This window comes from Photorhabdus africana (assembly GCF_035181445.1).
Lineage (GTDB): Bacteria > Pseudomonadota > Gammaproteobacteria > Enterobacterales > Enterobacteriaceae > Photorhabdus > Photorhabdus laumondii.
Window position 1 is genome coordinate 128,072 of record NZ_JAXBVE010000005.1, and the last position, 23,558, is coordinate 151,629.

21 protein-coding genes are annotated in these 23,558 nt (G+C 42.4%); 13 read left to right on the top strand and 8 right to left on the bottom strand.

Annotated elements, in window-relative coordinates:
• Positions 1-26: 26 nt before the first annotated feature.
• The 5 genes from SLS51_RS04560 to SLS51_RS04580 all read right to left on the bottom strand — a co-directional run bounded on the left by SLS51_RS04560 (position 27) and on the right by SLS51_RS04580 (position 5,469).
• The gene (locus SLS51_RS04560) at positions 27-899 is read right to left on the bottom strand and encodes a phosphorothioated DNA-binding restriction endonuclease (protein WP_323835959.1); all 873 of its coding nucleotides are present in this window, start codon (positions 897-899) and stop codon (positions 27-29) included.
• A gap of 198 nt (positions 900-1,097) precedes the next feature.
• Positions 1,098-3,083 (bottom strand): DUF3732 domain-containing protein, encoded by a 1,986-nt coding sequence (locus SLS51_RS04565; RefSeq protein WP_323835961.1) that lies wholly within the window; start codon positions 3,081-3,083, stop codon positions 1,098-1,100.
• 2 nt (positions 3,084-3,085) lie between these two features.
• Entirely contained in the window at positions 3,086-3,568 is a 483-nt protein-coding gene (locus tag SLS51_RS04570) for a three component ABC system middle component (RefSeq protein ID WP_011148420.1), read from the bottom strand.
• A gap of 2 nt (positions 3,569-3,570) precedes the next feature.
• Entirely contained in the window at positions 3,571-4,779 is a 1,209-nt protein-coding gene (locus SLS51_RS04575; protein ID WP_323835964.1) for an ABC-three component system protein, read from the bottom strand.
• A 432-nt stretch (positions 4,780-5,211) separates the two neighbouring features.
• On the bottom strand, positions 5,212-5,469 hold the full coding sequence (locus tag SLS51_RS04580) for a hypothetical protein (RefSeq protein WP_323835966.1): 258 nt from the start codon (positions 5,467-5,469) through the stop codon (positions 5,212-5,214).
• Positions 5,470-5,570: 101 nt separating this feature from the next.
• Between SLS51_RS04580 and SLS51_RS04585 the strand changes: the two genes are divergently transcribed.
• The 12 genes from SLS51_RS04585 (at position 5,571) to crtB (ending at position 17,054) form a co-directional block, all read left to right on the top strand.
• A complete protein-coding gene (locus SLS51_RS04585; RefSeq protein ID WP_323835968.1) occupies positions 5,571-5,876 on the top strand; it encodes a hypothetical protein in 306 nt (101 codons plus the stop codon).
• A 35-nt stretch (positions 5,877-5,911) separates the two neighbouring features.
• Positions 5,912-6,055, top strand: coding sequence for a hypothetical protein (locus tag SLS51_RS04590; protein ID WP_157852074.1), 144 nt, complete (start codon positions 5,912-5,914; stop codon positions 6,053-6,055).
• 328 nt (positions 6,056-6,383) lie between these two features.
• The gene (locus SLS51_RS04595) at positions 6,384-7,493 is read left to right on the top strand and encodes an S-(hydroxymethyl)glutathione dehydrogenase/class III alcohol dehydrogenase (protein WP_058588937.1); all 1,110 of its coding nucleotides are present in this window, start codon (positions 6,384-6,386) and stop codon (positions 7,491-7,493) included.
• A gap of 122 nt (positions 7,494-7,615) precedes the next feature.
• Positions 7,616-8,464 (top strand): S-formylglutathione hydrolase, encoded by an 849-nt coding sequence (fghA, locus tag SLS51_RS04600; RefSeq protein WP_323835974.1) that lies wholly within the window; start codon positions 7,616-7,618, stop codon positions 8,462-8,464.
• 685 nt (positions 8,465-9,149) lie between these two features.
• Positions 9,150-9,479: a hypothetical protein gene (locus SLS51_RS04605; RefSeq protein WP_323835976.1), complete on the top strand. Its 330-nt coding sequence runs from the start codon at positions 9,150-9,152 to the stop codon at positions 9,477-9,479.
• 72 nt (positions 9,480-9,551) lie between these two features.
• The gene (locus tag SLS51_RS04610; RefSeq protein WP_323835978.1) at positions 9,552-9,746 is read left to right on the top strand and encodes a hypothetical protein; all 195 of its coding nucleotides are present in this window, start codon (positions 9,552-9,554) and stop codon (positions 9,744-9,746) included.
• A 92-nt stretch (positions 9,747-9,838) separates the two neighbouring features.
• A complete protein-coding gene (locus tag SLS51_RS04615) occupies positions 9,839-11,311 on the top strand; it encodes a carotenoid oxygenase family protein (protein ID WP_323835980.1) in 1,473 nt (490 codons plus the stop codon).
• Positions 11,312-11,411: 100 nt separating this feature from the next.
• Entirely contained in the window at positions 11,412-12,314 is a 903-nt protein-coding gene (locus SLS51_RS04620; protein ID WP_323835982.1) for a polyprenyl synthetase family protein, read from the top strand.
• A gap of 22 nt (positions 12,315-12,336) precedes the next feature.
• Positions 12,337-13,368, top strand: coding sequence for a type 2 isopentenyl-diphosphate Delta-isomerase (fni, locus tag SLS51_RS04625; RefSeq protein ID WP_323835984.1), 1,032 nt, complete (start codon positions 12,337-12,339; stop codon positions 13,366-13,368).
• 113 nt (positions 13,369-13,481) lie between these two features.
• A complete protein-coding gene (crtY, locus tag SLS51_RS04630) occupies positions 13,482-14,657 on the top strand; it encodes a lycopene beta-cyclase CrtY (protein WP_323835986.1) in 1,176 nt (391 codons plus the stop codon).
• Positions 14,650-16,131: a phytoene desaturase gene (locus SLS51_RS04635; protein WP_323835988.1), complete on the top strand. Its 1,482-nt coding sequence runs from the start codon at positions 14,650-14,652 to the stop codon at positions 16,129-16,131. Before crtY ends, SLS51_RS04635 begins: the two co-directional genes overlap by 8 nt.
• Complete coding sequence (gene crtB / locus SLS51_RS04640; protein ID WP_323835990.1) at positions 16,128-17,054, top strand: 15-cis-phytoene synthase CrtB; 927 nt, start codon at positions 16,128-16,130, stop codon at positions 17,052-17,054. Before SLS51_RS04635 ends, crtB begins: the two co-directional genes overlap by 4 nt.
• 241 nt (positions 17,055-17,295) lie before the next feature.
• On the opposite strand, the gene SLS51_RS04645 is transcribed toward crtB, so the two are convergent.
• Entirely contained in the window at positions 17,296-17,832 is a 537-nt protein-coding gene (locus SLS51_RS04645) for a single-stranded DNA-binding protein (RefSeq protein WP_323835992.1), read from the bottom strand.
• Positions 17,833-18,189: 357 nt separating this feature from the next.
• Between SLS51_RS04645 and uvrA the strand changes: the two genes are divergently transcribed.
• Positions 18,190-21,024 carry an excinuclease ABC subunit UvrA gene (gene uvrA / locus SLS51_RS04650; RefSeq protein WP_323835994.1) on the top strand — a complete coding sequence of 945 codons (2,835 nt, stop codon included), beginning with the start codon at positions 18,190-18,192 and terminating at the stop codon, positions 21,022-21,024.
• Between the two features lie 18 nt (positions 21,025-21,042).
• Here the strand turns inward: uvrA and SLS51_RS04655 are convergent, their stop codons facing one another.
• Both SLS51_RS04655 and SLS51_RS04660 read right to left on the bottom strand, forming a co-directional pair.
• The gene (locus SLS51_RS04655) at positions 21,043-22,026 is read right to left on the bottom strand and encodes a pseudouridine-5'-phosphate glycosidase (RefSeq protein ID WP_323835996.1); all 984 of its coding nucleotides are present in this window, start codon (positions 22,024-22,026) and stop codon (positions 21,043-21,045) included.
• Positions 22,027-22,028: 2 nt separating this feature from the next.
• Positions 22,029-23,114 carry a PfkB family carbohydrate kinase gene (locus tag SLS51_RS04660; protein ID WP_323835998.1) on the bottom strand — a complete coding sequence of 362 codons (1,086 nt, stop codon included), beginning with the start codon at positions 23,112-23,114 and terminating at the stop codon, positions 22,029-22,031.
• Between the last annotated feature and the right edge of the window lie 444 nt (positions 23,115-23,558).

Below are 23,558 nucleotides of genomic sequence, written 5' to 3' on the forward strand. Positions count from 1 at the left end.
ATATCTGCAACACAAATTGACTTTATTTATGTCTTAAACACCTGAGTCTGGTGCCATTCAATAAATCTATCTGCCGGATAGTACTGACGATTACGCGGAAGATAAAGGCTTTCGCCATCTCTGGCCCAGAACAATTGCTCAACAACCGGACTACGATTGACCCCATCAGAGATCTTAATCTTCAGATTCTCGTCTATGCCGATTGCACCTCTATCAAAAGCGGAATGATGAAGTGTGCAAAGTGCCAAACCATTCTCCACAAGGCAAGGGCCACCGAACTGTTTCCATTTGATGTGGGCAGCTTCCAGACCGACCAGTGAGCCATCCAGACGTAAATCATAGCCACAAACGGCGCAGCGGTAGTGATAAGCGCGTAAAACCACACCACGAAAACGTGGATCACGGCTATTTAATTTCTTGTTAATATCAAAACCTAGTCGCTCAGCTAGGCTTACCTGGACGCTTTCCGGGAAATGTTCATTGAGGATCTGTTGTGCCAGTTCATCAACAAGTGCAGGCTGATGGCGCAGTAACTGGAAACTGGCTGAATCAAAACCTCCGGCAACTTGATACTCAATCAGCTCTCGTTTTGGCGGTTCCTTGCTTCCCGGACGTGGTGTGCAATGTTCTGCATTTCTCAGTTCCCAAAAGCCATCTCTCCGTAAGCGCCAGAAAGGCATTGAAGGATAGTGTTCTTTGCGACTGGGGCCAAAATCAGTGAGTAATTGTAATAGTGGTTGATGGATTTCATCACCGTAATTAAACAGTTGCTCATGCCCTTTTTTGTACTCAGACAACACATATAATAGCAGTAATGGCTTATGTGGTGCGCGTTGATCGCCTTTACGCCAGACGGTGAGTTTTGATATCGCTGTTTGCAGTGCTGCGAGTGAAGTCATAACCATTAGCTAAATTGGTGAATGAACTGCGATCATGCTCGCAAAAGTGAATGAGTTCAATACTTGTTGATGCTGAGTATTCATACTGCCAACAAACCCGGCGATATTAAACGAGGTTTGTCAGCGGTCTGAAGGATATCTAACATTAAAGTTAGATATCCTTTGCTCTTACTCAGAAAAAGCCTGGAATAGATTAGATTACAAACTCCAAGAGCGAGGTATCAAGCCATCTCCTTCATCCTTCCAGCACTCAACTTCATATGTATTTTTTACTTGCCCCCATATTGATTTATCAGCATGCTCAAGCACTATTACTTGAAAAAAATAGTTATTTTCTTCAATTGCGACTGCCAACATTTCAAAAATTCTCTGTGTAGCGACAACATCATTTTGTCTGGTTATCTGGAGACTTTTATCTTCTGCCATTACATCTAATACATTCTCTCCGGAAGCAGCACTAGGGAAATAAACTTGACTAGGCTGATCAATCACTAAAAAACTAAACGGAGGAAGACGAGTACGATCTTTATGAGATAGAAATTCATGCAAAGCTAAAAAGACAGATAAATGATATCCCATCCAATTAGCTCCACTGCCGACTTCCCATAAAAATTCATTTCTTCTATCATTATCTACATTAAAACATAATGTTAACTCATTTTTGTCAAGTTTAATATTGCCTCGACGTTCAAGCCTAAAATTATCAGCATACTTTTCTATAAGTGAATTTATCTCTTGGTATACAATATATTCTGTTCTGCTTTTATTAGACTGAAGAAAGAATTTCTCTATTTCATTGAATTGATCATCTAATTCTTTTATTTTCTCACTTATATCATCAGTGTTATTTACTTTTTTAAGTGATGATAATGTTTCTTGGATACGCCCAATTAAAACATATACTTTATTCATGGAATTGTTGGTAGATTTATCTATTTTTTCTAGATTAAATTTTTCCTTGCGGATTTTTTGAAGTTTATCTTGCTGAATTCGTAATTCTTTTTTTAATTTATCAATTTCTTTATCTGCTATGGGGTTTTCAAAAAGAACCTCGGAGATAGAGTTAATCCGGGAAATTTGTTTTTCAAGATTATCAACAACTGTTGATAATCTATTTGTTTTTGATCCACATGCGATACATTCACCTCCTGGAGACAAATTATTCTTAAGCCAGTCAAATCCAACAATATGCTCTTTTTCTTTCTGTATTGCCTGTGTAAAACCTTGACCTCTGGAAAATAGTTGCTCATAGTTTCTGATTTGGATCCGTAATGTATCAATATGCTGTTGGATCTCCTCTCCTTGAGCAACAAGTGCTTTTAAACGCCTATTGGTATACTCATAATTAGGAGTACCCAATAGATCACCGATACGCCCTTCAGTATATATATCATTAATGTAATTTAATGATTTTACTTTAGCATCAGTATCCTGATTTTCTGTTTCTGATAATAACCCCAATTCCACACATGCCTTCCATAGGCGATCAACATCAAAAGCCCAACTTGACAACGCTTTTTTGTTTACCTCTTGCTGTTTATATAGTGAATCTCGCTGCTTCTGTATATCTATACGCTCTTTCTCTCTAATCATATATTGACGATCAATAATGCCTAATGCAAACGGCATTACCCTTTTTAGTCTTTCTTTATTCTGGTAAGAGTCGGCTTTAAAAAATAGAGTATATGGATTAGCCACAATATGTTGTGGCAAGTAATTAAAAGCAGCCATATCTCTGTAGGAAGCTCTTCCATCAAATCCAGTTTTTTCGTTATTTTCAGACAGAGGGAGATCAGTCAGATTAACAAGTTGATTAAATTTATTTTTAAAAACAGCATCTGAATGAGTTGAAGTAAGAGTCAAAGGAAGTTTTTCAGGATAAGGGGAAAGATGATACTCATTGCTAACCGATCTTTTACTGGGTGTTTTCCTTGCTATAAGATATTTATACCCTCGAATATTAGCTTTAATCGCAAACCACATAACAGACTCTCGAATAATACCTACAGGAATAGCACACTTGCTTGCTCCAAGACAATAATCAATTATTGATATAATTGATGATTTTCCTGTGCCGCTAATCCCATGAACTATATTTATTTTATCGCTTTTAAAGGGGATTACCCGAAGATTATTATTGGGATTAACAGGCCAAAGTATTAATGCATCAATAGTGAATTTCATAATTAGTTACCCAGAAGAAGACGATAAATGGAAGGTGTATCTACACAAGAAAACCAGTTTGCCAATCGTGTTATGGTTTGAACCATTTCTTTAGGAAGCAACTTATTTATTCCTCCCGGCCATTTTGAGAAGTTTGTTGCAAACCGCGTTTCACCGTGTTCAATCAATCGCATTAGCAAACCAGAGGAAACAGCTAAATTCAGCCCCTGAATGGAGGCTCCTGCATATTCTGAAACACGTTGCGCTAAGTTAGATTTAATCAAAAGTGATTCCTGTACTACGGCAATTAGAGGTGTTGTTCTTTTCTTTTTTTTGATTGATTCCCGACTGACTTTATGCCATACAATAGGAAGTACAAGTAATAGTTTCATTAAATCAGGATGATCATCATTCACAGAACAGCTCTCATATTGTTCTACAAAATAGACAAGCAGAAAACAGGCGAGTGAACTGTTATTAATTATATTGCTATCTTTATAAATCATAATTATTTCTCCTTAATCTTCAGGAAATCATTATGCCAGTGTATAAATGTTTCCTTTGAAGGGGAATTGGCTAAATCGTGGTAATTTCCTGTCGTAAAATAAAGGTTCTCAGTTCGTTGACCAGCCAGTGAAGCCGTATAATTGGGATCCGTTGTATCAGTATAAATTTTCTTCAACATATTCAATTTTTGGCTATTTCCTTCTGATTCCAGTCCAAGTTCAATGCAATCTTTAATTTGTAACCAACGATTATAAAGTACATCATCACGGGCTCGCCATGCTGAAAGAGGAATTTCACCTGCCTGTTGTAATCTGACCCTTTCAGCATAAAATGCCCAATAGTGCTCTAATGCTCGATTACACATCGTTGTACTTATATCAATACTTTGAAGTTGTTTGATAAATAAATGCTCTGCATTATCTTGCTTAAGATAATTTTTGAAAGCGGTTTGGAAAAAAGGTTGCTCAGTAAAGTTTTTACGTTTAATTAGACTTATTTCAGAATTCAAGAGATTAGCAAAAGGTTCTTTAGTCAGCTCGACAGGTTGTTTAGCTTTCCAGGCAGTATTACATTTATCGATCATAAATCCAAGCAACGTCTGATAGATATTATCTCCGTGTTCCTTTACTTCAGATGGTAAGTGTAGTAACTGAATTGTAGCCTCCTTTGGGGAAATACCGGAAGTCGTTCCATGACTATCAAGAAGTTCTATATTTTTAATCAGGAATATTAACTCTTCATCAGAATAAGTTAACACTTCCTCTGCAATAGATTTAACTTTCCCCGTAATTTTTTTCGCCTGTTCTTTTAACATTGCTAAAGCAGTATTAATCTGCTCTTCACTTTTCGCTTCAGAAAGAAATACTACAAGATTTCTTTTATCAATAATTCGGTTCGTGACTAAACAATAGGTCACTTCGTCATATTTTTCACGGGTTACTTTCATAGCATCCAGCCAGATATGCAAGGTATGCCACAAGTTCTTGCTACTGTCCTGATAAGGCTGAGCTCTGGTATCTAAACTATGTTTATCCTGTTCGAAAGTAATGCTTGGTAATCCATTAGCTAATATAGCCTCCTCTACCACATCATCTACTGTTTCTATCCCAAATACAACAGAATTATGTTCACTTGAGAATATGCGATATAAGGCACGCTCGAACTGATACAGGAAACCGATAATTTTTGAACTAGCATCTTGGGTAATCATTAGTTTATTTCACATTCTGTACAAAATCCATTGAAAAACTATTTACTTAACTTATGTGGATGGACAAAAACTAGTCCTCACCACAATCAGAAAGATATTCAAACTCAGATGAATACAACATGCAATACATTATTGTTAATATGTTTCCTAGGTTGGTCATAGATATCTCCTACAGTAGACTTTAGCATCCACTACTACTGGTACATATAACCAGCTTATCACCGATTTTGGCTCTGTCAGGTCTGATATTATCTTCTTACAGACATACTCATCAACGTAGGTAGTAATGTTATAACTTTAATGTCAATGGCAGCACTCGAACCAGAAGTAATTTCTGAGGCATCTCCCATCACGTAAACTTGGAGGAGTGGGAATAACGTAGATAACCGAAGTAAATTCTGCCTTTATATTTCATAATATACCCAATGGATTTCAAAATGCATCGCGACGGCAAGGGGGTGAATCCCCGGGAGCATAGATAACTATGTGACCGGAGTAAGTGAGTACAGCCAACAAAGAGGCAACTTGAAAGATGACGGGTATATCTTCAGTTATGTGGTAATGACCATTAGTGTCAATAGCCATAAATGATTTCAGTATTCGGTGATTGTTCTCCGACTCTGCCAGCTTCCAGTACCAGTGATGAGCTGGCACAACAATATGTGCCAATATGTTAGCGAAAATAAGCATGGGTCCTAATACTACAGCCGTACTTACTTCTCTCAATAGAAAAGACACTCATAGAAAAGCTTAATTCATGCGGTTTCTCAGAGTTGTGAGTATCAAGGAAAATGCAACTTTCTGGTATCTACGGCTGTAGTACTAGAATCCAATTTAGTTATATGGATAGCGACGGTGAAAAATATTTAAGTAATAAAGGTAATGATATTAATCTTGGAGCAACAAAAACTGCTGACCCAGGTGATCTTGGTGTTCCTGATGGAGCAATGATTTTTATGCATGTGTCTGTAGTATGGGGAAATGATAATGAAGCTCGTCAAACTTTTTTATACAAAAAAGGAAGTCAATCAACTGCGAGTTATGTTATCAGTGGCACGACATTAAATAATGATCTCGGCTTGATCGATGTTGCGTAATACATATAGGCCCTCTATTCATGAGGGCTTTTTCAGTGAATAACTCCCAAGAACTTCATTGCTTAGCCGATACTTTGCCAACCCGTAGGAATATGTTGGATATTATGGAACTCGCAATGGCTGGTGCAAAGTTAGGTTATTTCTCCACAACCCGCCTTTTCCTGAAAGGACATCTGTGACCATGACAAATCATAGTTTTCCAATTATCTCTAGTAAGCTATTTTAAAAATATGTATTAATGTTAAAATTTTTGTACCATTTCTACAGATGCGAAATCATATTCTTAATAAACTATTACAAAGATATCTTCGCTGATAACCCGATTGACTTTATTAATCTATACCCAATGGATTTCAAGTTGCATCGCGACGGCAAGGGAGCGAATCCCCGGGAGCATAGGTAACTATGTGACCGGGGTGAGTGAGTGCAGCCAACAAAGAGGCAGTTTGAAAGATGACGGGTATATATTCGCAAACGCGTAGCACTGTCTATTTAGAAGGAGAGCTTATGAAATCAAGAGCTGCTGTTGCATTCGGACCGGGCCGTCCCCTTGAAGTCGTTGAAATCGATGTAGCCCCGCCCCAAGCCGGTGAAGTGCTGGTCAAAATCAGTCATACCGGTGTGTGTCATACGGATGCCTTCACCCTGTCAGGGGATGATCCAGAGGGCGTTTTTCCTGTCATACTCGGGCATGAAGGCGCCGGCGTCGTCGTTGAGGTTGGTGAAGGCGTCACTAGCGTCAAACCCGGTGACCACGTTATCCCTCTTTATACCGCAGAATGCGGAGAGTGCCTGTTCTGCAAATCAGGAAAAACCAATCTGTGTGTGGCCGTACGAGCAACTCAAGGGAAAGGCGTAATGCCGGACGGCACAACCCGTTTTTCCTACAAAGGGCAGCCTATTTATCATTATATGGGATGCTCCACATTCAGCGAATATACAGTCGTAGCCGAAGTATCATTGGCAAAAATCAACCCGGAAGCAAATCATGAAGAAGTGTGCCTGCTAGGCTGCGGTGTTACTACCGGCATCGGTGCAGTGCACAATACCGCTAAAGTACAGTCCGGTGACTCCGTTGCCGTCTTTGGGCTAGGCGGCATTGGCCTTGCCGTGATCCAGGGCGCTCGTCAGGCAAAAGCTGGCAAGATCATTGCCATTGATACAAATCCGGCAAAATTTGAGCTGGCAAGGCAGTTCGGTGCAACCGACTGCCTGAACCCAAATGATTATGACAAACCTATTCAGCAAGTCATTATCGAGATGACGGAATGGGGAGTGGATCATACCTTCGAATGTATTGGTAATGTCAATGTGATGCGTGCTGCGCTCGAAAGCGCACACCGTGGTTGGGGGCAATCAGTGATTATCGGTGTGGCCGGCGCAGGACAAGAAATATCAACCCGACCATTCCAACTGGTCACCGGTCGTTCATGGCGAGGCACCGCCTTTGGTGGTGTTAAAGGCCGCAGTCAGTTGCCTAAAATGGTGGAAGAGGCAATGAAAGGTGAAATTGAGTTAAAACCTTTTGTTACTCACACCTTACCGCTCGAACGTATTAATGAAGCATTCGATCTAATGCATGAGGGAAAATCCATTCGTACCGTTATCCATTACTAAGCTGTTTTACGGGAGTTAAAAACCGTGCTGTGACAGGCGGTTTTTAATAAAACAGGAAACGATAGCCCTAGGTTTACCGTCAAATGAGTAAACCTGTAGGTAGGTTTTACAGAGGAAAAAGAATGGAGAGGATTGAACGCCACGCTTGTTTTGGGGGATGGCAGGATGTTTATCAGCATGAATCGGCCGTGCTTGGCTGCACCATGAATTTTGCTGTCTACCTTCCTCCTCAGGCTGAACATCAGAAATTACCGGTGCTGTATTGGCTCTCAGGTCTAACATGTAATGAGCAGAATTTCATCACTAAAGCAGGAGCCCAACGCTACGCTGCCGAACAGGGTATTATTCTCGTTGCCCCAGATACCAGCCCTCGCGGTGAGAAAGTTGCAGATGATGACGCCTATGATTTGGGTCAGGGAGCCGGTTTTTACCTCAACGCAACACAAGAACCTTGGGCACCGCACTATCGCATGTATGATTATGTGGTGTCAGAGCTACCAATACTGATCGAAGCACACTTTCCGGTAACAACCGCTCGGGCCATGAGTGGTCATTCGATGGGAGGCCACGGCGCACTGATGATCGCACTACGCAATCCAGATCGTTACCACAGCGTATCGGCCTTTTCACCGATTGTTGCTCCTTCTCAAGTTCCTTGGGGAGAAAAAGCTTTTCGCGCTTATCTGGGCGAAGATCGTGACACATGGAAAGCCTATGACACAATCGAGCTGCTAACCAATAGCACCAAATCATTGCATATGTTAATTGATATCGGTACCGATGATCCGTTTCTTGAAGAGCAATTACGCCCTGAGCTGTTGAAGGATGTATGCGAAAGCACAGGACATCCCTACACACTGAACCTGCGTACCGGTTATGATCATAGCTACTATTTTGTCGCCAGTTTTATCGGTAAGCACATCGTATATCATGCCAACGTATTAAAGGGAGTTTGTTCTGATAATCAATAAATTACATACGAATCCATTAATATTTTTGCGATAAAGGATGACTAAGAGCCTATCTCAATAGGCGTAATTGTTGCAGGCAGTTTGAACACGGACAGCGCGGAAAAACCGGAGCGTACACGTAGTACGTGAGGATTTTGAGCACTGCCCAGGTTCAAAATGGCAAATAAAATAGCCCTATTGGGATAGGTAGTAAACCAATACACTGGTGATCATGTACAGATTTTAATTAAGCATTAATAGATAAATTATTGTCATAAACTAATGAAATAATCGACTGAGAAAAAATCAAGATGGAAAAATATCTAATGATTTATTAAATAAATACGAAATCATTTATTCACAGCGTCATGATGTTGCAATTATTATTATAAAAAAACATTATAAATCGCAATTATCACCAATTAAAACAATAGAGTCGTCATTATATAAAAATAAATACCTCATTGTATTATAAAGAAAAACATTAACTAGATTAAATATCTAACGAAAGGAAATTATTTATTATTGGGACTTATCAAGATAATTTTTATTTTTTCATAGAATACATATGATAATTATTTGTTATATTGGTTTTAATATGTTATTTATTTCACTGGTTAAGATTTATTTTTATTTAACACATCTTAGGCGACTTATGTAATTGAATAGCTAAATGTTATTAGTTTTTTCTCAAAAGGAGACTGTAATGACATTGCAAGAAATTGGCAAGATGAGTCTTAAAAATTCAGGTGGATTTGTTGCTAGAATCCAATTTAGTTATATGGATGGCGACGGTGAAAAGCATTTAAGTCAGCAAGGTAATAATATTACTCTTGGATTAACAGATACTGTTGACCCAGGCGATCTTGGTGTTCCTGATGGCTCAACAGTTTTTATGCATGTATTTGTAGTATGGGGAAATGATAATGAAGCCCGTAAAGCTTTTTTATACAAAAAAGGAAGTCAAGCGCTTGCCAGCTACAATATCAGTGGTACGACATTAAGCAATGATCTTGGTTTGATTGATATCTCGTAATACATACAAATCCACCATATTTAAATTGTCCCCCTATGTACGGATTGAAGTCCAACATTTGGGGGACAGTTCATGCTTGCACTTTCTCACGTTCCAAGCCTGAGAACACGTTTATCTGGCGTTGCTCCTCATGTTTCAGTCACCCTTCTACATGTACGCCATCACATCAAAGGTGTGTTACTGTTTATAGTTATAGAAAAATTCTTCTTCGTGATTTCAATTACAAAAATCCCTTTGGAAAAAAATAGTTCTGTTCATCTTCAATAAAGTACTGTTATTTTAGTGTAATTATATCTTCTTATAGAGCTCCGGTATTAAATCATTACCTATTATTCGGTTGGAAATATAGAGGTGAAGACTTGAGCGACGTTGTATTATCGAAAAACCATATTAATCCCTTTCAATCTCAGCTGGAGGAACTTGATTCAAAATTAGTTCCTATTGAGGGAGAGGTTCCTTCAGAGTTAAAGGGTACTTTCTTTAGAATTGGTCCCGGTCGCCTGCATAGGGGAGACGAATATTATAATCATCCATTTGATGGGGATGGGATGATATTTAAAGTAACGTTCAGTGATAATGGGATATTCTATAAAAACAGACATGTGTTAACAAAGGAATACTTAAAAGAGGAAAAAGCTCAAAGGTTACTGTATCGCTCGGTTGGAACCGTCCCTAAAAAACTAAAACTCAGGATGAGATTTTTTATTATTAAAAATCCGGCAAATACAAATATTGTATATCATTCTCATAAGCTTCTGGCGTTGTGGGAAGGAGGGATGCCACATTTAATTAATCCGGTAACTCTTGAGACAATTTCAAAATATGACTTTTCTGGAAAGCTAAAAGCACGATTTTCTTTCCTTCCCAAACTTAACCTTCGTGAAGTACCATTTACAGCACATCCTAAAAAAATACCAAATGATGATAATTTATATGGATTTGGTGTGACATATGGTATTGGATCTAAGTTGACGCTATACAAAATAGACAGTGCCGGCGACATGACGGTTATACGAAAAATTTCGCTTAAGAAAAGGTATTTAATTCACGATTTCATAGTGACAAAAAATTACTTTTTATTTTTTTTAGGTGGGCCGCATATAAATCTTAAGTTGAGGAATGTAATTGGTAATGAAAGCATCATTGCATCCATGAATTCACGTGAAAGTGAAGATGGCCGGGTTCTTTTAGTTTCAAGAGAATGCCATGATGTGAAATTCTATGATGCAGTTCCTGGATTTATTTTTCATTTCGCAAATGGCTATGAAGATGCCGATGGGAATGTGATTTTCGACGCCTCATTTTGGAGGTCATTCCCAGTATTTACACAGAATATATTTAAAAATAATAGTTCAGAACTTTGTCGTTTTACTTTATGCACTGCATCCGGGAATGTTGATAAAGAAATTTTATTCAGGGGGAATACTGATTTCCCAGCCATAAACCCTACAGTCTGTGGTAGACAGCACAGATATGCCTGGTTCGTTTGTTGGGGGGCTTCTGAAAGTGAAGGAAGATCAATAATTAAATTTGATTGTTTTGATAAGAGTGTATTAAGCCACAGTTTTGATAATGACTTGCCGGAAGAACCTGTTTTTGTAGCCAAACAGGGCTCTGTTAAAGAAGATGATGGTTGGCTTATTTTTAAGGTTTATGTCGAAAAATTGCACTGTACAGATATCGTAGTTTTAAATGCTGATGATCTCTCAATGGTGTGCAGATTACGTTTGCCGCACCATATTCCAATGGGAATGCATCACTGCTGGATAAATGAAGTTATGCTATACCCTATGGATTTCAAGATGCATCGCGACGGCAAAGAAGCAACTTGAAAGATGACGGGTATATAAGCCTGAAGCCTATTGTAATATAAGCTTATCATTGTTTTTCAAATGGCTTAGTGAAATTATTTACGTGATTCGGGAAATATTTATGAACGTCAGTACTGCACGAGCTATGAATTACGAAGAGACATTACTGGAGCTACAGAGTGCACTACAACAGCACCTAGAGCTGGTACTTCCTTCAGGAGCCCCAGATGATAAAGTCTGCGCAGCCATGCGAGAAAGTACACTGGTGTCTGGAAAACGTATCCGCCCCCTCTTATTGCTACTCATAGTCCTGGATCTTGGAGAAAACCCCTGGAAGACTGACTTTCTACAGCTGGCATCCGCAATTGAAATAGTGCATGCAGCCTCATTAATTTTAGACGATCTTCCCTGTATGGATAATGCTGAGTATCGACGCGGACGCCCGGCTATTCATCGGCAGTATGGTGAAAGTGTAGCGATCCTAGCGGCTGTAGCCTTGCTGAGCCGGGCCTTTGGCCTCATTGTAGAAACAAACCTTTCTGAATACGATAAATCTGCTGCTGTCGCCATACTTTCCCATGCAGTGGGTTTAAACGGTCTTGTCCAAGGGCAGTTTCGCGATCTGAACAATACATTATGTGCTGGTAATTATCATGCCATTGCTACCACCAACGATTTAAAAACGGGTTTGCTTTTCGACACAACATTTCAGTTAGCGGCAATTGCTGTGAATGCACCTGATATAACCCGCCAGGCATTGCGTCATGTATCACAACATCTGGGGCAGGCGTTTCAATTACTGGATGACTTGAGTGATGACCTGAATAATACAGGGAAAGATATGTATCAGGATAAGGAAAAGTTAACAATGGTTACGCTGCTCGGAAAATCTAAAGTGCATAAACAATTACGCAGACACATCAGATACATTGATAAATATTTGGCAATAGTGTATCGCAGAAATTTAGCTTCACGATATTTTATACAACACTGGTTTGATAAAAATATTGCGATGTTTAATTAATTTCAACCTTGGCCCGAAAAAAATGAAAAAGATCGATCACACTCAGCGTAAGAATGAGCATCTGGATATTATATTCCGTCCTCCTCAAACGGAGTCCCAAGTAAGTACGGGGTTTGCTGAGTGGCGATTTCAGCATTGTGCTCTGCCAGAATTGGATCTAGACAGTATAGATCTTAAGTGTTCCCTCTTTGGAAAAATTTTGCAGGCACCACTGCTCATAAGCTCTATGACTGGAGGGGTTCATCGTGCTCATGCGATTAATCATCATCTTGCAGAAGCAGCTCAAGTACTGGGCATTTCAATGGGAGTCGGGTCGCAACGTGTTGCTCTTGAAAATGAAGCAAACGATGGGCTTAGTCGCTCACTACGCCAGATAGCTCCTGATATTCTCCTTTTCGCTAATCTCGGGGCAGCCCAAATTCGTGGCGAGCGCGGGTTTAATTATGCTCTGCGAGCAGTACAGATGATTGAAGCCGATGCTCTAATTATCCATCTGAATCCACTACAGGAGGCACTGCAACAGGGAGGTGACCGTAACTGGTGCCATATTCTATATGCTATTGAACAACTCGTAACAAAACTTGGGGTTCCTATAATTGTTAAAGAAGTAGGTTCAGGTTTATCGCTTCCTGTCGCACGCCAATTGGCAGAAGCTGGAGTCAGTATGCTGGATATAGCCGGGGCTGGGGGAACCAGTTGGGCAGCGATTGAAGCAGAACGAGCATCCACACCGCATCACCGCGCATTGGCCTTGGCATTTGCTGACTGGGGAATTCCGACCGCGACAGCACTGCGTGAAATACGCGAGGCACTTCCAAATATGCCACTGATCGCCTCTGGCGGTATCAGAAGTGGTGTTGATGCTGCCAAAGCTTATTGCATGGGGGCACAATTGGTCGGCCAAGCCGCTGCCATCATACATAGTGCAGCCCTCTCCACAGATGCAGTTATAGAACATTTCCAATTAATTATTGAGCAGATAAAAGTCGCCTGCTTTTGCACAGGGAGCGCCGATATTGCTGCGCTACGTACAGCTGTTTTGCTACCAACATGAGTCTTTCCGCTATGACTGAATATCTTTAATCTCTTTCAACAAACACGAATTTCCGTGATGTGTATGACTCTTAATGAAGTTAATAACTTTGTGATTGTCGGAGGATCAACAAAATGATGTACGACTGGGATCTGATTTTGGTGGGAGGAGGATTGGCCAACGGACTGATCGCAATGCGTTTCCAGCAGTGTAAACCACATCTGCGAGTGTTGCTTATTGAAAACACAGAAACAATAGGAGGCAATCACACGTGGTCATTTCATCAACATGATCTTACTGAGGCGGAACATGAGTGGATAGCGCCGCTGATTACCTATCGCTGGTCAGGTTACGACGTCATTTTTCCAGCATTTCAACGCACATTGCCACATTCATATTTCAGTGTCACATCCCAACACTTTGCAAACATACTCCATGCGTATTTGGGCAAGCGTATACAGACTCGTTTATTGGTACAGGAGCTGACTCCACAGAAAGTTTACTTACAGGACGGCTCGTCTCTAAGTGCCGGCGCCGTCATTGATGGGAGAGGCTGGCGACCAGGGCCATTTATAGGGAGTGGCACCCAGGCATTTTTTGGTCAGGAATGGGAGCTGGAAGAGTCGCACTCTTTAACCCACCCGATTTTAATGGATACCAGTGTGGGGCAGGATACAGGTTATCGATTTATCTATGTCCTGCCGTTCTCCTCAACTCGTCTGCTGATAGAGGACACTCATTACGTTGATCGGGGGCCACCTGATAAGGCCTTGTCGAAGGCAACTATCGCAGAGTACGCGAAAAAGCATGGCTGGAAACTGGGTAAACTCATTCGAGAAGAGAGCGGTTGTCTTCCAATTACACTTACGGGAGATTTTACCTCTTTCTGGGCACAACTCGCAGGACAGCCCACCTGTGGATTGCGTGCAGCTTTGTTTCACCCCACAACAGGCTACTCTCTGCCACACGCCATTCGGTTGGCAGATCGTATTGTTGCTCTGCCGGAGCTTACCGATACCTCCTTATTCATTACCCTCAGGGATTACGCACGACAGCAGTGGCAACACCAGCGCTTTTTCCGTCTTCTAAATCGCATGCTCTTCCTAGCTGGGGATCCACAACAACGTTGGCAGGTAATGCAACGTTTCTATCAACTTTCCCCAGATCTGATTGCGCGTTTTTATGCAGAGCAACTTAATTCCGTCGATAAGGCCCGGATTCTCATAGGTAAACCACCAGTACCGATAAAAGGTGCTCTAAAGGCAATGTTTAAACAACACAAGAAGCTTAAGGGTTTTTATTATGATTAAAGCACTGGTCATTGGTGCTGGTTTTGGTGGGCTGGCACTGGCAATAAGGCTCCAGTCTGCGGGGATTCCGACATGTATTTTGGAGCAACGGGATAAACCAGGTGGACGCGCTTATGTTTATAAGGAACAGGGGTTCACCTTTGATGCCGGCCCCACCGTAATCACCGCGCCCAATGTCATTGAAGAATTGTTTACCCAGGCTGGTAAACGTATGGCTGATTACGTCGATTTACTTCCCGTACGCCCTTTTTATCGGCTCTGTTGGGAGTCGGGGAAGATGTTTGATTACGACAATGATCAGCAACATCTGGAAGCACAAATCCATACGTTCAATCCAAGAGATGTTAACGGGTATCGACGCTTTCTGGACTATTCCCGGGAGGCCTTTAATGAAGGCTACCTGAAACTTGGAACGGTACCCTTCCTCTCTTTTCGCGACATGTTGAATGCGGCTCCACAGTTGATACGTCTACACGCATGGCGTAGTGTTTATAGTCAGGTGGCACGCTTTATCAAGGATGAAAGCCTGCGCCAGGCATTTTCATTTCACACGCTACTGATAGGAGGTAACCCCTTTGCTGCATCTTCTATCTATACTTTGATCCACGCACTGGAACGAGAATGGGGAGTCTGGTTTCCGCGTGGAGGAACCAGCGCTCTGGTTGAGGCTATGGTGAAATTGTTTACTGACATTGGTGGAGAAATTGAGCTTAATGCAAAGGTAAAACGCTTCACCACCCATGACAATCGGGTCACAGGTGTCCAATTAACTGATGGACGAAATATGACATGTGACGTTGTGGCCTCAAATGCCGATGTTATTCATACCTATCAGCACCTGTTGGGTCAGCATCCGGTCGGAATAGCCCGCGCCCGAACACTGGTGCGTAAACGAATGAGCAACTCACTGTTCGTGCTTTATTTCGGTCTGAACCATCACCATGCGCAATTAGCCCACCATACAGTTTGCTTTGGTCCACGCTATAAGGAACTCATCGAAGATATTTTTTATCATGACCGACTGGCGGAGGATTTTTCACTCTATCTCCATGCCCCCTCTGTTACTGACCCATCCCTTGCTCCCCAAGGATGCGCAAGTTACTACGTTCTGGCCCCTGTACCACATCTGGGGACAGCTAATTTCAACTGGGATATAGAGGGGCCACGCTTACGTGACCGTATTTTCGCGTATCTGGAAAAGTACTATATGCCCGGTCTGCTCAAGCAGTTAGTCGTTCATCGTATTTTTACCCCATTTGATTTTCGTGACCAACTCAATGCCCATCTAGGTTCGGCCTTCTCCTTTGAACCGTTGCTGACACAAAGCGCTTGGTTCCGACCACACAATCGGGACAGCCGCATTGATAATCTGTACCTCGTCGGCGCAGGCACGCATCCTGGAGCAGGTATTCCCGGCGTGATTGGATCAGCAAAAGCCACAGCCACATTGATGTTAGAGGATATCGCTAGATGAATTCCGCGCTACTTAAACACATTACTCAGATAATGGAGCAAGGCTCAAAAAGTTTTGCCAGTGTCACCCGACTTTTCGATACAGCAACACGACACAACACAATGATGCTGTACGCCTGGTGCCGTTATTGTGATGATATAATAGACGGGCAAGAGCTGGGGAGACAAATAAGCAGTGTTGATAAGTATAGCGCTCGCGAGAAACTTCAAATGCTGCAATACCTGACAAAGCAGGCTTATGACGGATTGCCGATGACCGAACCTGCTTTTGCAGCCTTTCAGACAGTCGCTCTGAGTAATGAAATCCCTCAGCAACAGGCCTTCGAACATCTGGAAGGATTCGCAATGGATGTACTCTGTGAGCCTTACAGAACGTTGGATGATACTCTGAGATATTGCTACCATGTCGCGGGAGTGGTTGGGCTGATGATGGCAAGGGTTATGGGGGTTCGCGAGGCGAGTGTGCTGGATCGGGCCTGCGATCTAGGAATTGCTTTTCAGTTAACTAACATTGCTCGGGATATTATTGAGGATGCGAAGGCCGGGCGTTGCTATCTTCCGCTAGAATGGCTTCACCAAGAAGGGCTAATGCCAGACACACTTATTTATACCGAAAACCGTCCTGCGCTAGCTCGGGTGGCATCCCGATTGATTGTAGAAGCGGAATCTTATTATACCTCCGCTCTGACAGGGCTTGTTGGTTTACCTTTGCGTTCAGCCTGGGTCATCGCTTCTGCTCATGGTATCTATCGTGAAATCGGCATTAAAGTGCAACAAGCAGGAGTACGGGCCTGGGAATGCAGACAAAGAACTAATCGTGGAGAGAAGGTTAGCTTATTAATGGCCGGCGCAATGAAGGCGCTTATGTCTCGGGTGGCAATAACAACGCCTCGCGATCCCAAATTGTGGCAGCGACCTCATTAAAAATTAACTTCACTTTGTGGTAAAAGAGCATCTGTTTATGTAAAACAAAAGTGGCTGGCGCAAAGTAAATTATTTCCCCGCAACCAGCCTCTTCCTGACCTGATGCACTTCCCTTCCTCTTTCGAGGTTCAAACCCATTACTGGGTAAGGATTAGTCAGGCTCGCAATAGGTACTCCAACAGCCTATGATTATCACAAAGCAACATGATAACCATTTGTTTTAAAAAGAAAAATCCAGAACTCAAAACGGAATGTCATCATCAAAATCCATTGGTGGCTCATTGCTTTGTGGAGCAGAAGGTTGAGCTGGACGCGAAGGAGCGCCACCACCGCTGAACTGCTGAGATTGTTGCTGTGGTTGTGGCTGCTGTGGCTGTCCCCAACCTCCGCCTTGTGATTGTTGGCTATCCTGGAAACTACCACCACCAGCACGACCACCCAACATTTGCATGGTTCCGCCCATGTTTACCACTACTTCCGTGGTGTAACGCTCTTGACCGCTCTGATCCTGCCATTTACGGGTTTGCAGAGAGCCTTCAATATAAACCTGTGAACCTTTACGCAGGTATTCACCCGCAACTTCCGCTAGTTTGCCAAACAAAACAACCCGGTGCCATTCAGTCTTCTCTTTCATCTCACCGGTCTGTTTATCGCGCCAGCTTTCAGAAGTCGCCAGAGTAATGTTAGTCACTGCACCGCCGTTTGGCATATAGCGGACTTCTGGGTCCTGACCCAGATTACCGATTAAAATAACTTTGTTTATGCCTCTGCTGGCCATTGGTAATACTCCTGATGAAATGAATTTCTACAATTATAAGCAACGCAGTTTAACATGCGACGCTAAAAATGAAACGCAGCCGCTTTAAAGCAGACTTTGCGAAGCTCACCGTACTTCATACTGTACTTATTACATTATTTCACTTAAATACTGTATATCTAATCAGTCAACTCTGTGTAATAATAACTCACTTATTATTATATACCCTATGGATTTCAAGATGCATCGCGGCGGCAAGGGAGTGAATCCCCGGGAGCATAGCAAACTATGTGACCGGGGTGAGCAAGTGCAGCCAACAAAGAGGCAACTTGAAAGATAACGGGTATATGCACGTATGAATAATCCGGGAAATGGTTCATGGATAACATCGAAGTTCGGGGCGCACGTACCCACAATCTCAAAAATATCAATCTGATAATTCCCCGAGACAAGCTGATCGTTATCACAGGCTTGTCCGGTTCTGGTAAGTCTTCTCTGGCATTTGATACGCTTTATGCCGAAGGGCAGCGCCGTTATGTGGAATCGCTTTCAGCTTATGCGCGCCAGTTTCTGTCACTGATGGAGAAACCCGATGTTGACCATATTGAAGGATTATCCCCGGCCATTTCTATTGAGCAGAAATCGACTTCCCATAATCCACGCTCAACCGTGGGGACAATTACTGAAATTCATGATTATCTACGTTTGTTGTTTGCCCGCGTAGGTGAACCTCGTTGCCCAGATCACGATATTCCATTAACCGCACAGACTGTTAGTCAGATGGTAGATAATGTGCTAACACTACCAGAAGGTCATCGTCTGATGTTGCTGGCACCGATCGTGAAAGAGCGAAAAGGTGAGCATACTAAGTTGTTGGATAATCTGGCAGCACAAGGTTATATCCGCGCACGCATTGATGGTGAAGTCTGTGATCTATCTGATCCACCGAAATTAGAATTACAGAAAAAACACACCATTGAAGTGGTTATTGATCGCTTTAAAGTTCGGGCCGATCTGGCACAACGTCTCGCTGAATCTTTTGAAACAGCGCTGGAACTTTCAGGCGGTACCGCTATTGTCGCCAATATCGATGATAATACCGCCGAAGAGCTGATTTTCTCTGCTAACTTCGCGTGTCCTGCATGTGGCTACAGCATGAGTGAGTTGGAACCGCGTCTATTCTCTTTTAACAACCCAGCCGGTGCTTGCCCGACTTGTGATGGTTTGGGCATTCAGCAATTTTTTGATCCTGATAGAGTCATTCAAAATGGTGATATCTCCCTTGCCGGCGGTGCAATTCGTGGTTGGGATCGCCGTAATTTCTACTATTTCCAGATGCTACGTTCATTGGCAGAGCATTATAAATTCGATATCGAAGCCCCCTTCAATTCCCTCAGCGCCAATATTCAGAAAGTGGTGTTGTACGGCTCCGGTAAACAATCCATCGAATTTAAATACACCAATGACCGTGGCGATACCACAGTGCGTAACCATCCGTTCGAAGGTGTACTGCATAATATGGAACGCCGTTATAAAGAGACGGAATCCACCGCCGTTCGGGAGGAACTGGCGAAATATATTAGTAATCGTTCATGTATTTCCTGCCACGGAACTCGCTTACGTAAAGAAGCCCGTTACGTATTTATTGAGAATACCACCCTGCCAGAGATCTCAGATTTCAGTATCGGCCATGCGATGGATTTTTTCCAAAACATTAAACTCAGCGGTCAACGTGCGCAAATTGCTGAAAAAGTACTGAAAGAGATCCACGACCGTCTGAAATTCCTAGTGAATGTTGGTCTGAATTATCTGACGCTCTCCCGTTCTGCCGAAACTCTGTCCGGTGGCGAAGCTCAACGTATCCGCCTTGCCAGCCAGATTGGTGCGGGTTTAGTGGGAGTGATGTATGTACTTGATGAACCTTCTATCGGGTTGCATCAGCGGGATAATGAACGCCTGCTGGAAACACTAATCCACTTGCGCAATCTGGGAAATACCGTGATTGTGGTTGAGCATGATGAGGATGCCATCCGGGCTGCCGACCATATCATTGATATCGGCCCCGGTGCAGGTGTACATGGCGGTGAAATCGTCGCGGAAGGCTCAGTTAAAGATATTATGGTGAGCAAAGATTCACTAACAGGTCAATTCCTAAGTGGGGAACGTGAAATTGCCATCCCAGAGAAGCGTATCTCGGCAGATCCGAAAAAGGTGCTGAAACTGATCGGAGCGAAAGGTAATAACCTGAAAAATGTGACGTTCAATCTGCCAGTGGGGTTATTTACTTGTATTACCGGAGTTTCTGGCTCCGGTAAATCAACGCTAATCAATGATACGCTGTTCCCGATTGCCCAACGCCAGTTAAATGGCGCGACCAATATCACCCCTGCACCTTATATTGATATTCAAGGGCTAGAGCATTTCGATAAAGTGATTGATATTGACCAGAGCCCGATTGGCCGAACTCCCCGCTCTAACCCAGCAACTTATACCGGCGTATTTACACCAGTCCGTGAATTGTTCGCTGGCGTACCTGAATCACGCACCCGTGGTTATACACCTGGACGATTCAGTTTTAACGTTAAAGGTGGACGCTGTGAAGCTTGCCAAGGTGATGGTGTTATTAAGGTAGAAATGCACTTCTTGCCTGATATTTATGTCCCTTGTGATCAGTGCAAAAGTAAGCGTTATAACCGTGAAACACTGGAGGTCAAATATAAGGGCAAGAATATCAACGAAGTCTTGAATATGACGATCGAAGAAGCGCGTGAATTCTTTGATGCGGTTCCTGCTCTAGCCCGTAAACTGCAAACCCTCATGGACGTTGGACTTTCTTACATCCGTCTGGGCCAATCAGCAACCACGTTATCAGGCGGTGAAGCGCAGCGAGTAAAACTGGCGCGTGAACTATCCAAACGCGGAACTGGGCAGACGTTATATATTCTTGATGAGCCAACAACAGGTTTGCATTTTGCTGATATTCAGCAGCTATTAACGGTTCTGCATCAGTTACGCGATCAAGGGAATACCATTGTGGTTATTGAACATAACCTTGATGTGATTAAAACCGCTGACTGGATCGTGGATCTTGGCCCAGAAGGCGGTAGCGGTGGCGGTGAGGTTCTGATTTCTGGTACCCCAGAAGAAGTCGCGGAATGCGAAAAATCACATACCGCACGTTTCTTGAAACCTATATTGAAGAAAGAAGCATAATCGGCAAACAGGGGCAATTTAAGCCCCTTTTTCCTGTGTTCTGTTTCCTGTTCTCTGTTTTCTGTAACGACTGCTTTCCCAATAACAACAGGCAATTTTCGCTGCCAGTTCAGCGTTATTGAGCACTAACTGAATATTGGCAGACAAGCTATCACCCCCAGTTAACTCAGCCACTCTAGCTAACAAAAACGGCGTACACGCTTTTCCATTTACTCTCTGTTCTATGGATTCGCGTACTGCCTGCTCGATAGCAGCATTGATCGCCGCTTCCGGCATGGCGTATGGCTCAGGAATCGGATTAGCAACTACCAAACCGCCCTGTAATCCAGTATCCCATTTTACTGCCATCGCCTGAGCTATCTGTTCTGGGGAATCCAGACGAATATTGACGGAGAATGGACTGGTACGACAGAAAAACGCCGGTAAAGCGTGAGTCTGATAGCCAATCAGTGGCACACCGTGAGTTTCAAGATATTCTGTTGTCAAGCCAAGATCCAAAATGGATTTAGCACCAGCACAGACTACCGCAACACTGGTTTTCGCTAATTCCTGTAAATCGGCAGAAATATCAAAAGTCTGTTCCGCCCCACGGTGCACACCGCCAATACCGCCGGTAGCGAAGATTCTAATCCCGGCCATTGCCGCAATAATCATGGTAGAAGCAACCGTCGTCGCGCCATTTTTTCCAGCCGCGATAACAAAGGGTAAATCACGACGGCTGACTTTAGTTATCTTGTTACCTTCTCTAGCCAAAAACGCTATTTCTTCATGCGACAGACCTGCTTTCATCATCCCATTGATAACAGCAATGGTTGCAGGAACAGCACCATTTTCCCTGATTTTCTGCTCAACTTGTAGCGCAGTCTTTACATTTTGCGGGTAAGGCATTCCATGAGCAATAATGGTCGATTCTAACGCCACAACCGGTCGGTGATTCTCTAAAGCCTCTGTAACTTCCGGGGAAATATCCAAATATTTATTGCTAATAGCATGATTTTTCATGATTATACTTCCAACAGTTTTTGGACACTGCCATTTGACAGATTTGGATTGTTGGTCAATTCACAGGAGAGCGTGAGCGCGGAACACCCTTGAGCAAAGCGAACACTTTCTGCCAGCGTCATATTTTCTAGCCAGCAGTTCACCAATCCAGCCATCATGGCATCTCCGGCACCTGTTACATTGACAATCTTGATACTGATAGGAAGTGACCAGCCTGCCACACCATCGCTTTCACTAAAGTAGACACCCTCTACGCCCATGCTGAGCACTAACCGCTGCACACCTTGATCGTGAAACCACCGCGCCACTGCCGGAACATCGGTAGGTTGAGTGATTTTCATTCCACTCAGTGCTTCCGCCTCCAGACAATTAGGTTTTAAGGTGTGAATATAGGAAAGCCAGTTTTTAATCTTAGGTGCTTTAAATGCAGATACTGTATCCACAAATACCGGCACTGTTCCGGCATTAGTCAACAGCCAAACCAAAGCCTCTTCAGATAAATTGCAATCAATAACCAGTACGCCGGCATGTTTAATAAGATCATAATGATTCGCTAACAATGATGGTGTCAATTTTTCCAAAATATGCATGTCATTAATGGCAACCAACATCTCCCCACCGTCATCTAATAAGGAGACATATGTCGAGGTATTTTCACCATAAAGCTTATAGCAGTAGTCAATATTAACACCTGCACATCTGGCCTGATCCAGTAAAGTACTACCATAGAAATCATCACCAACAACAGAAATAAGATGACATTCTTTACCTAATAACGCGATATTTTGGGCAATATTTCTGCCTACACCACCGGGGGTGCATTTTATTTTTCCTGGGTTAGAATCTTGATAAATGAGTTTATTCGATGAATAACCGTAAACATCCATATTAATAGAACCAACCGCCACCACATAATTGTGATCAGATAAAATATAACCTTTTCCTTTTATATATCCCTTATTCATTAAATTCATAATATGACCAGCAACACCGGAGCGACTTATTCCTAAAATATCGGCAATTTCCTGCTGTGGAATTAATGGATCTCGTCTCAGAAGCTGCAATATTTGTTTTTCCCTATTCGTCATTTTTGGACACTTGTTTGTTCTTAAACACGCGTTTGTTTTATGTGTTAAAGGAAAAATAGTAAAGTGGGATTTTTTATTTTACAACAAAGTTGGGAGAACGATCGTAAGAGTCTATGACTGGATTATCAGCCCCATTTTATGTGATAACCATCAAGTTAAATCCTGCTGGAAAATATTTTTTCCTACATATTAATAATCGATCAGTGTTCTATGTTAGAAATAAATTCAATAAAACAAAGATCTAAGTAAACCCTTATCGAAAGCTAACAAATGTTTGGATATACCTTGAAATGGTGAGAATTATTTTTCACCATCTGAAACATGTTTCATGAAAAATTGATTTATTTCACAATAAATAACAAGAGCTGCCTCCCACTCAGATGATAATATTTTCGGCAAAGTGCTAAATTCACCAAAGCTTGATTATCGAGTCTGTAATTTACA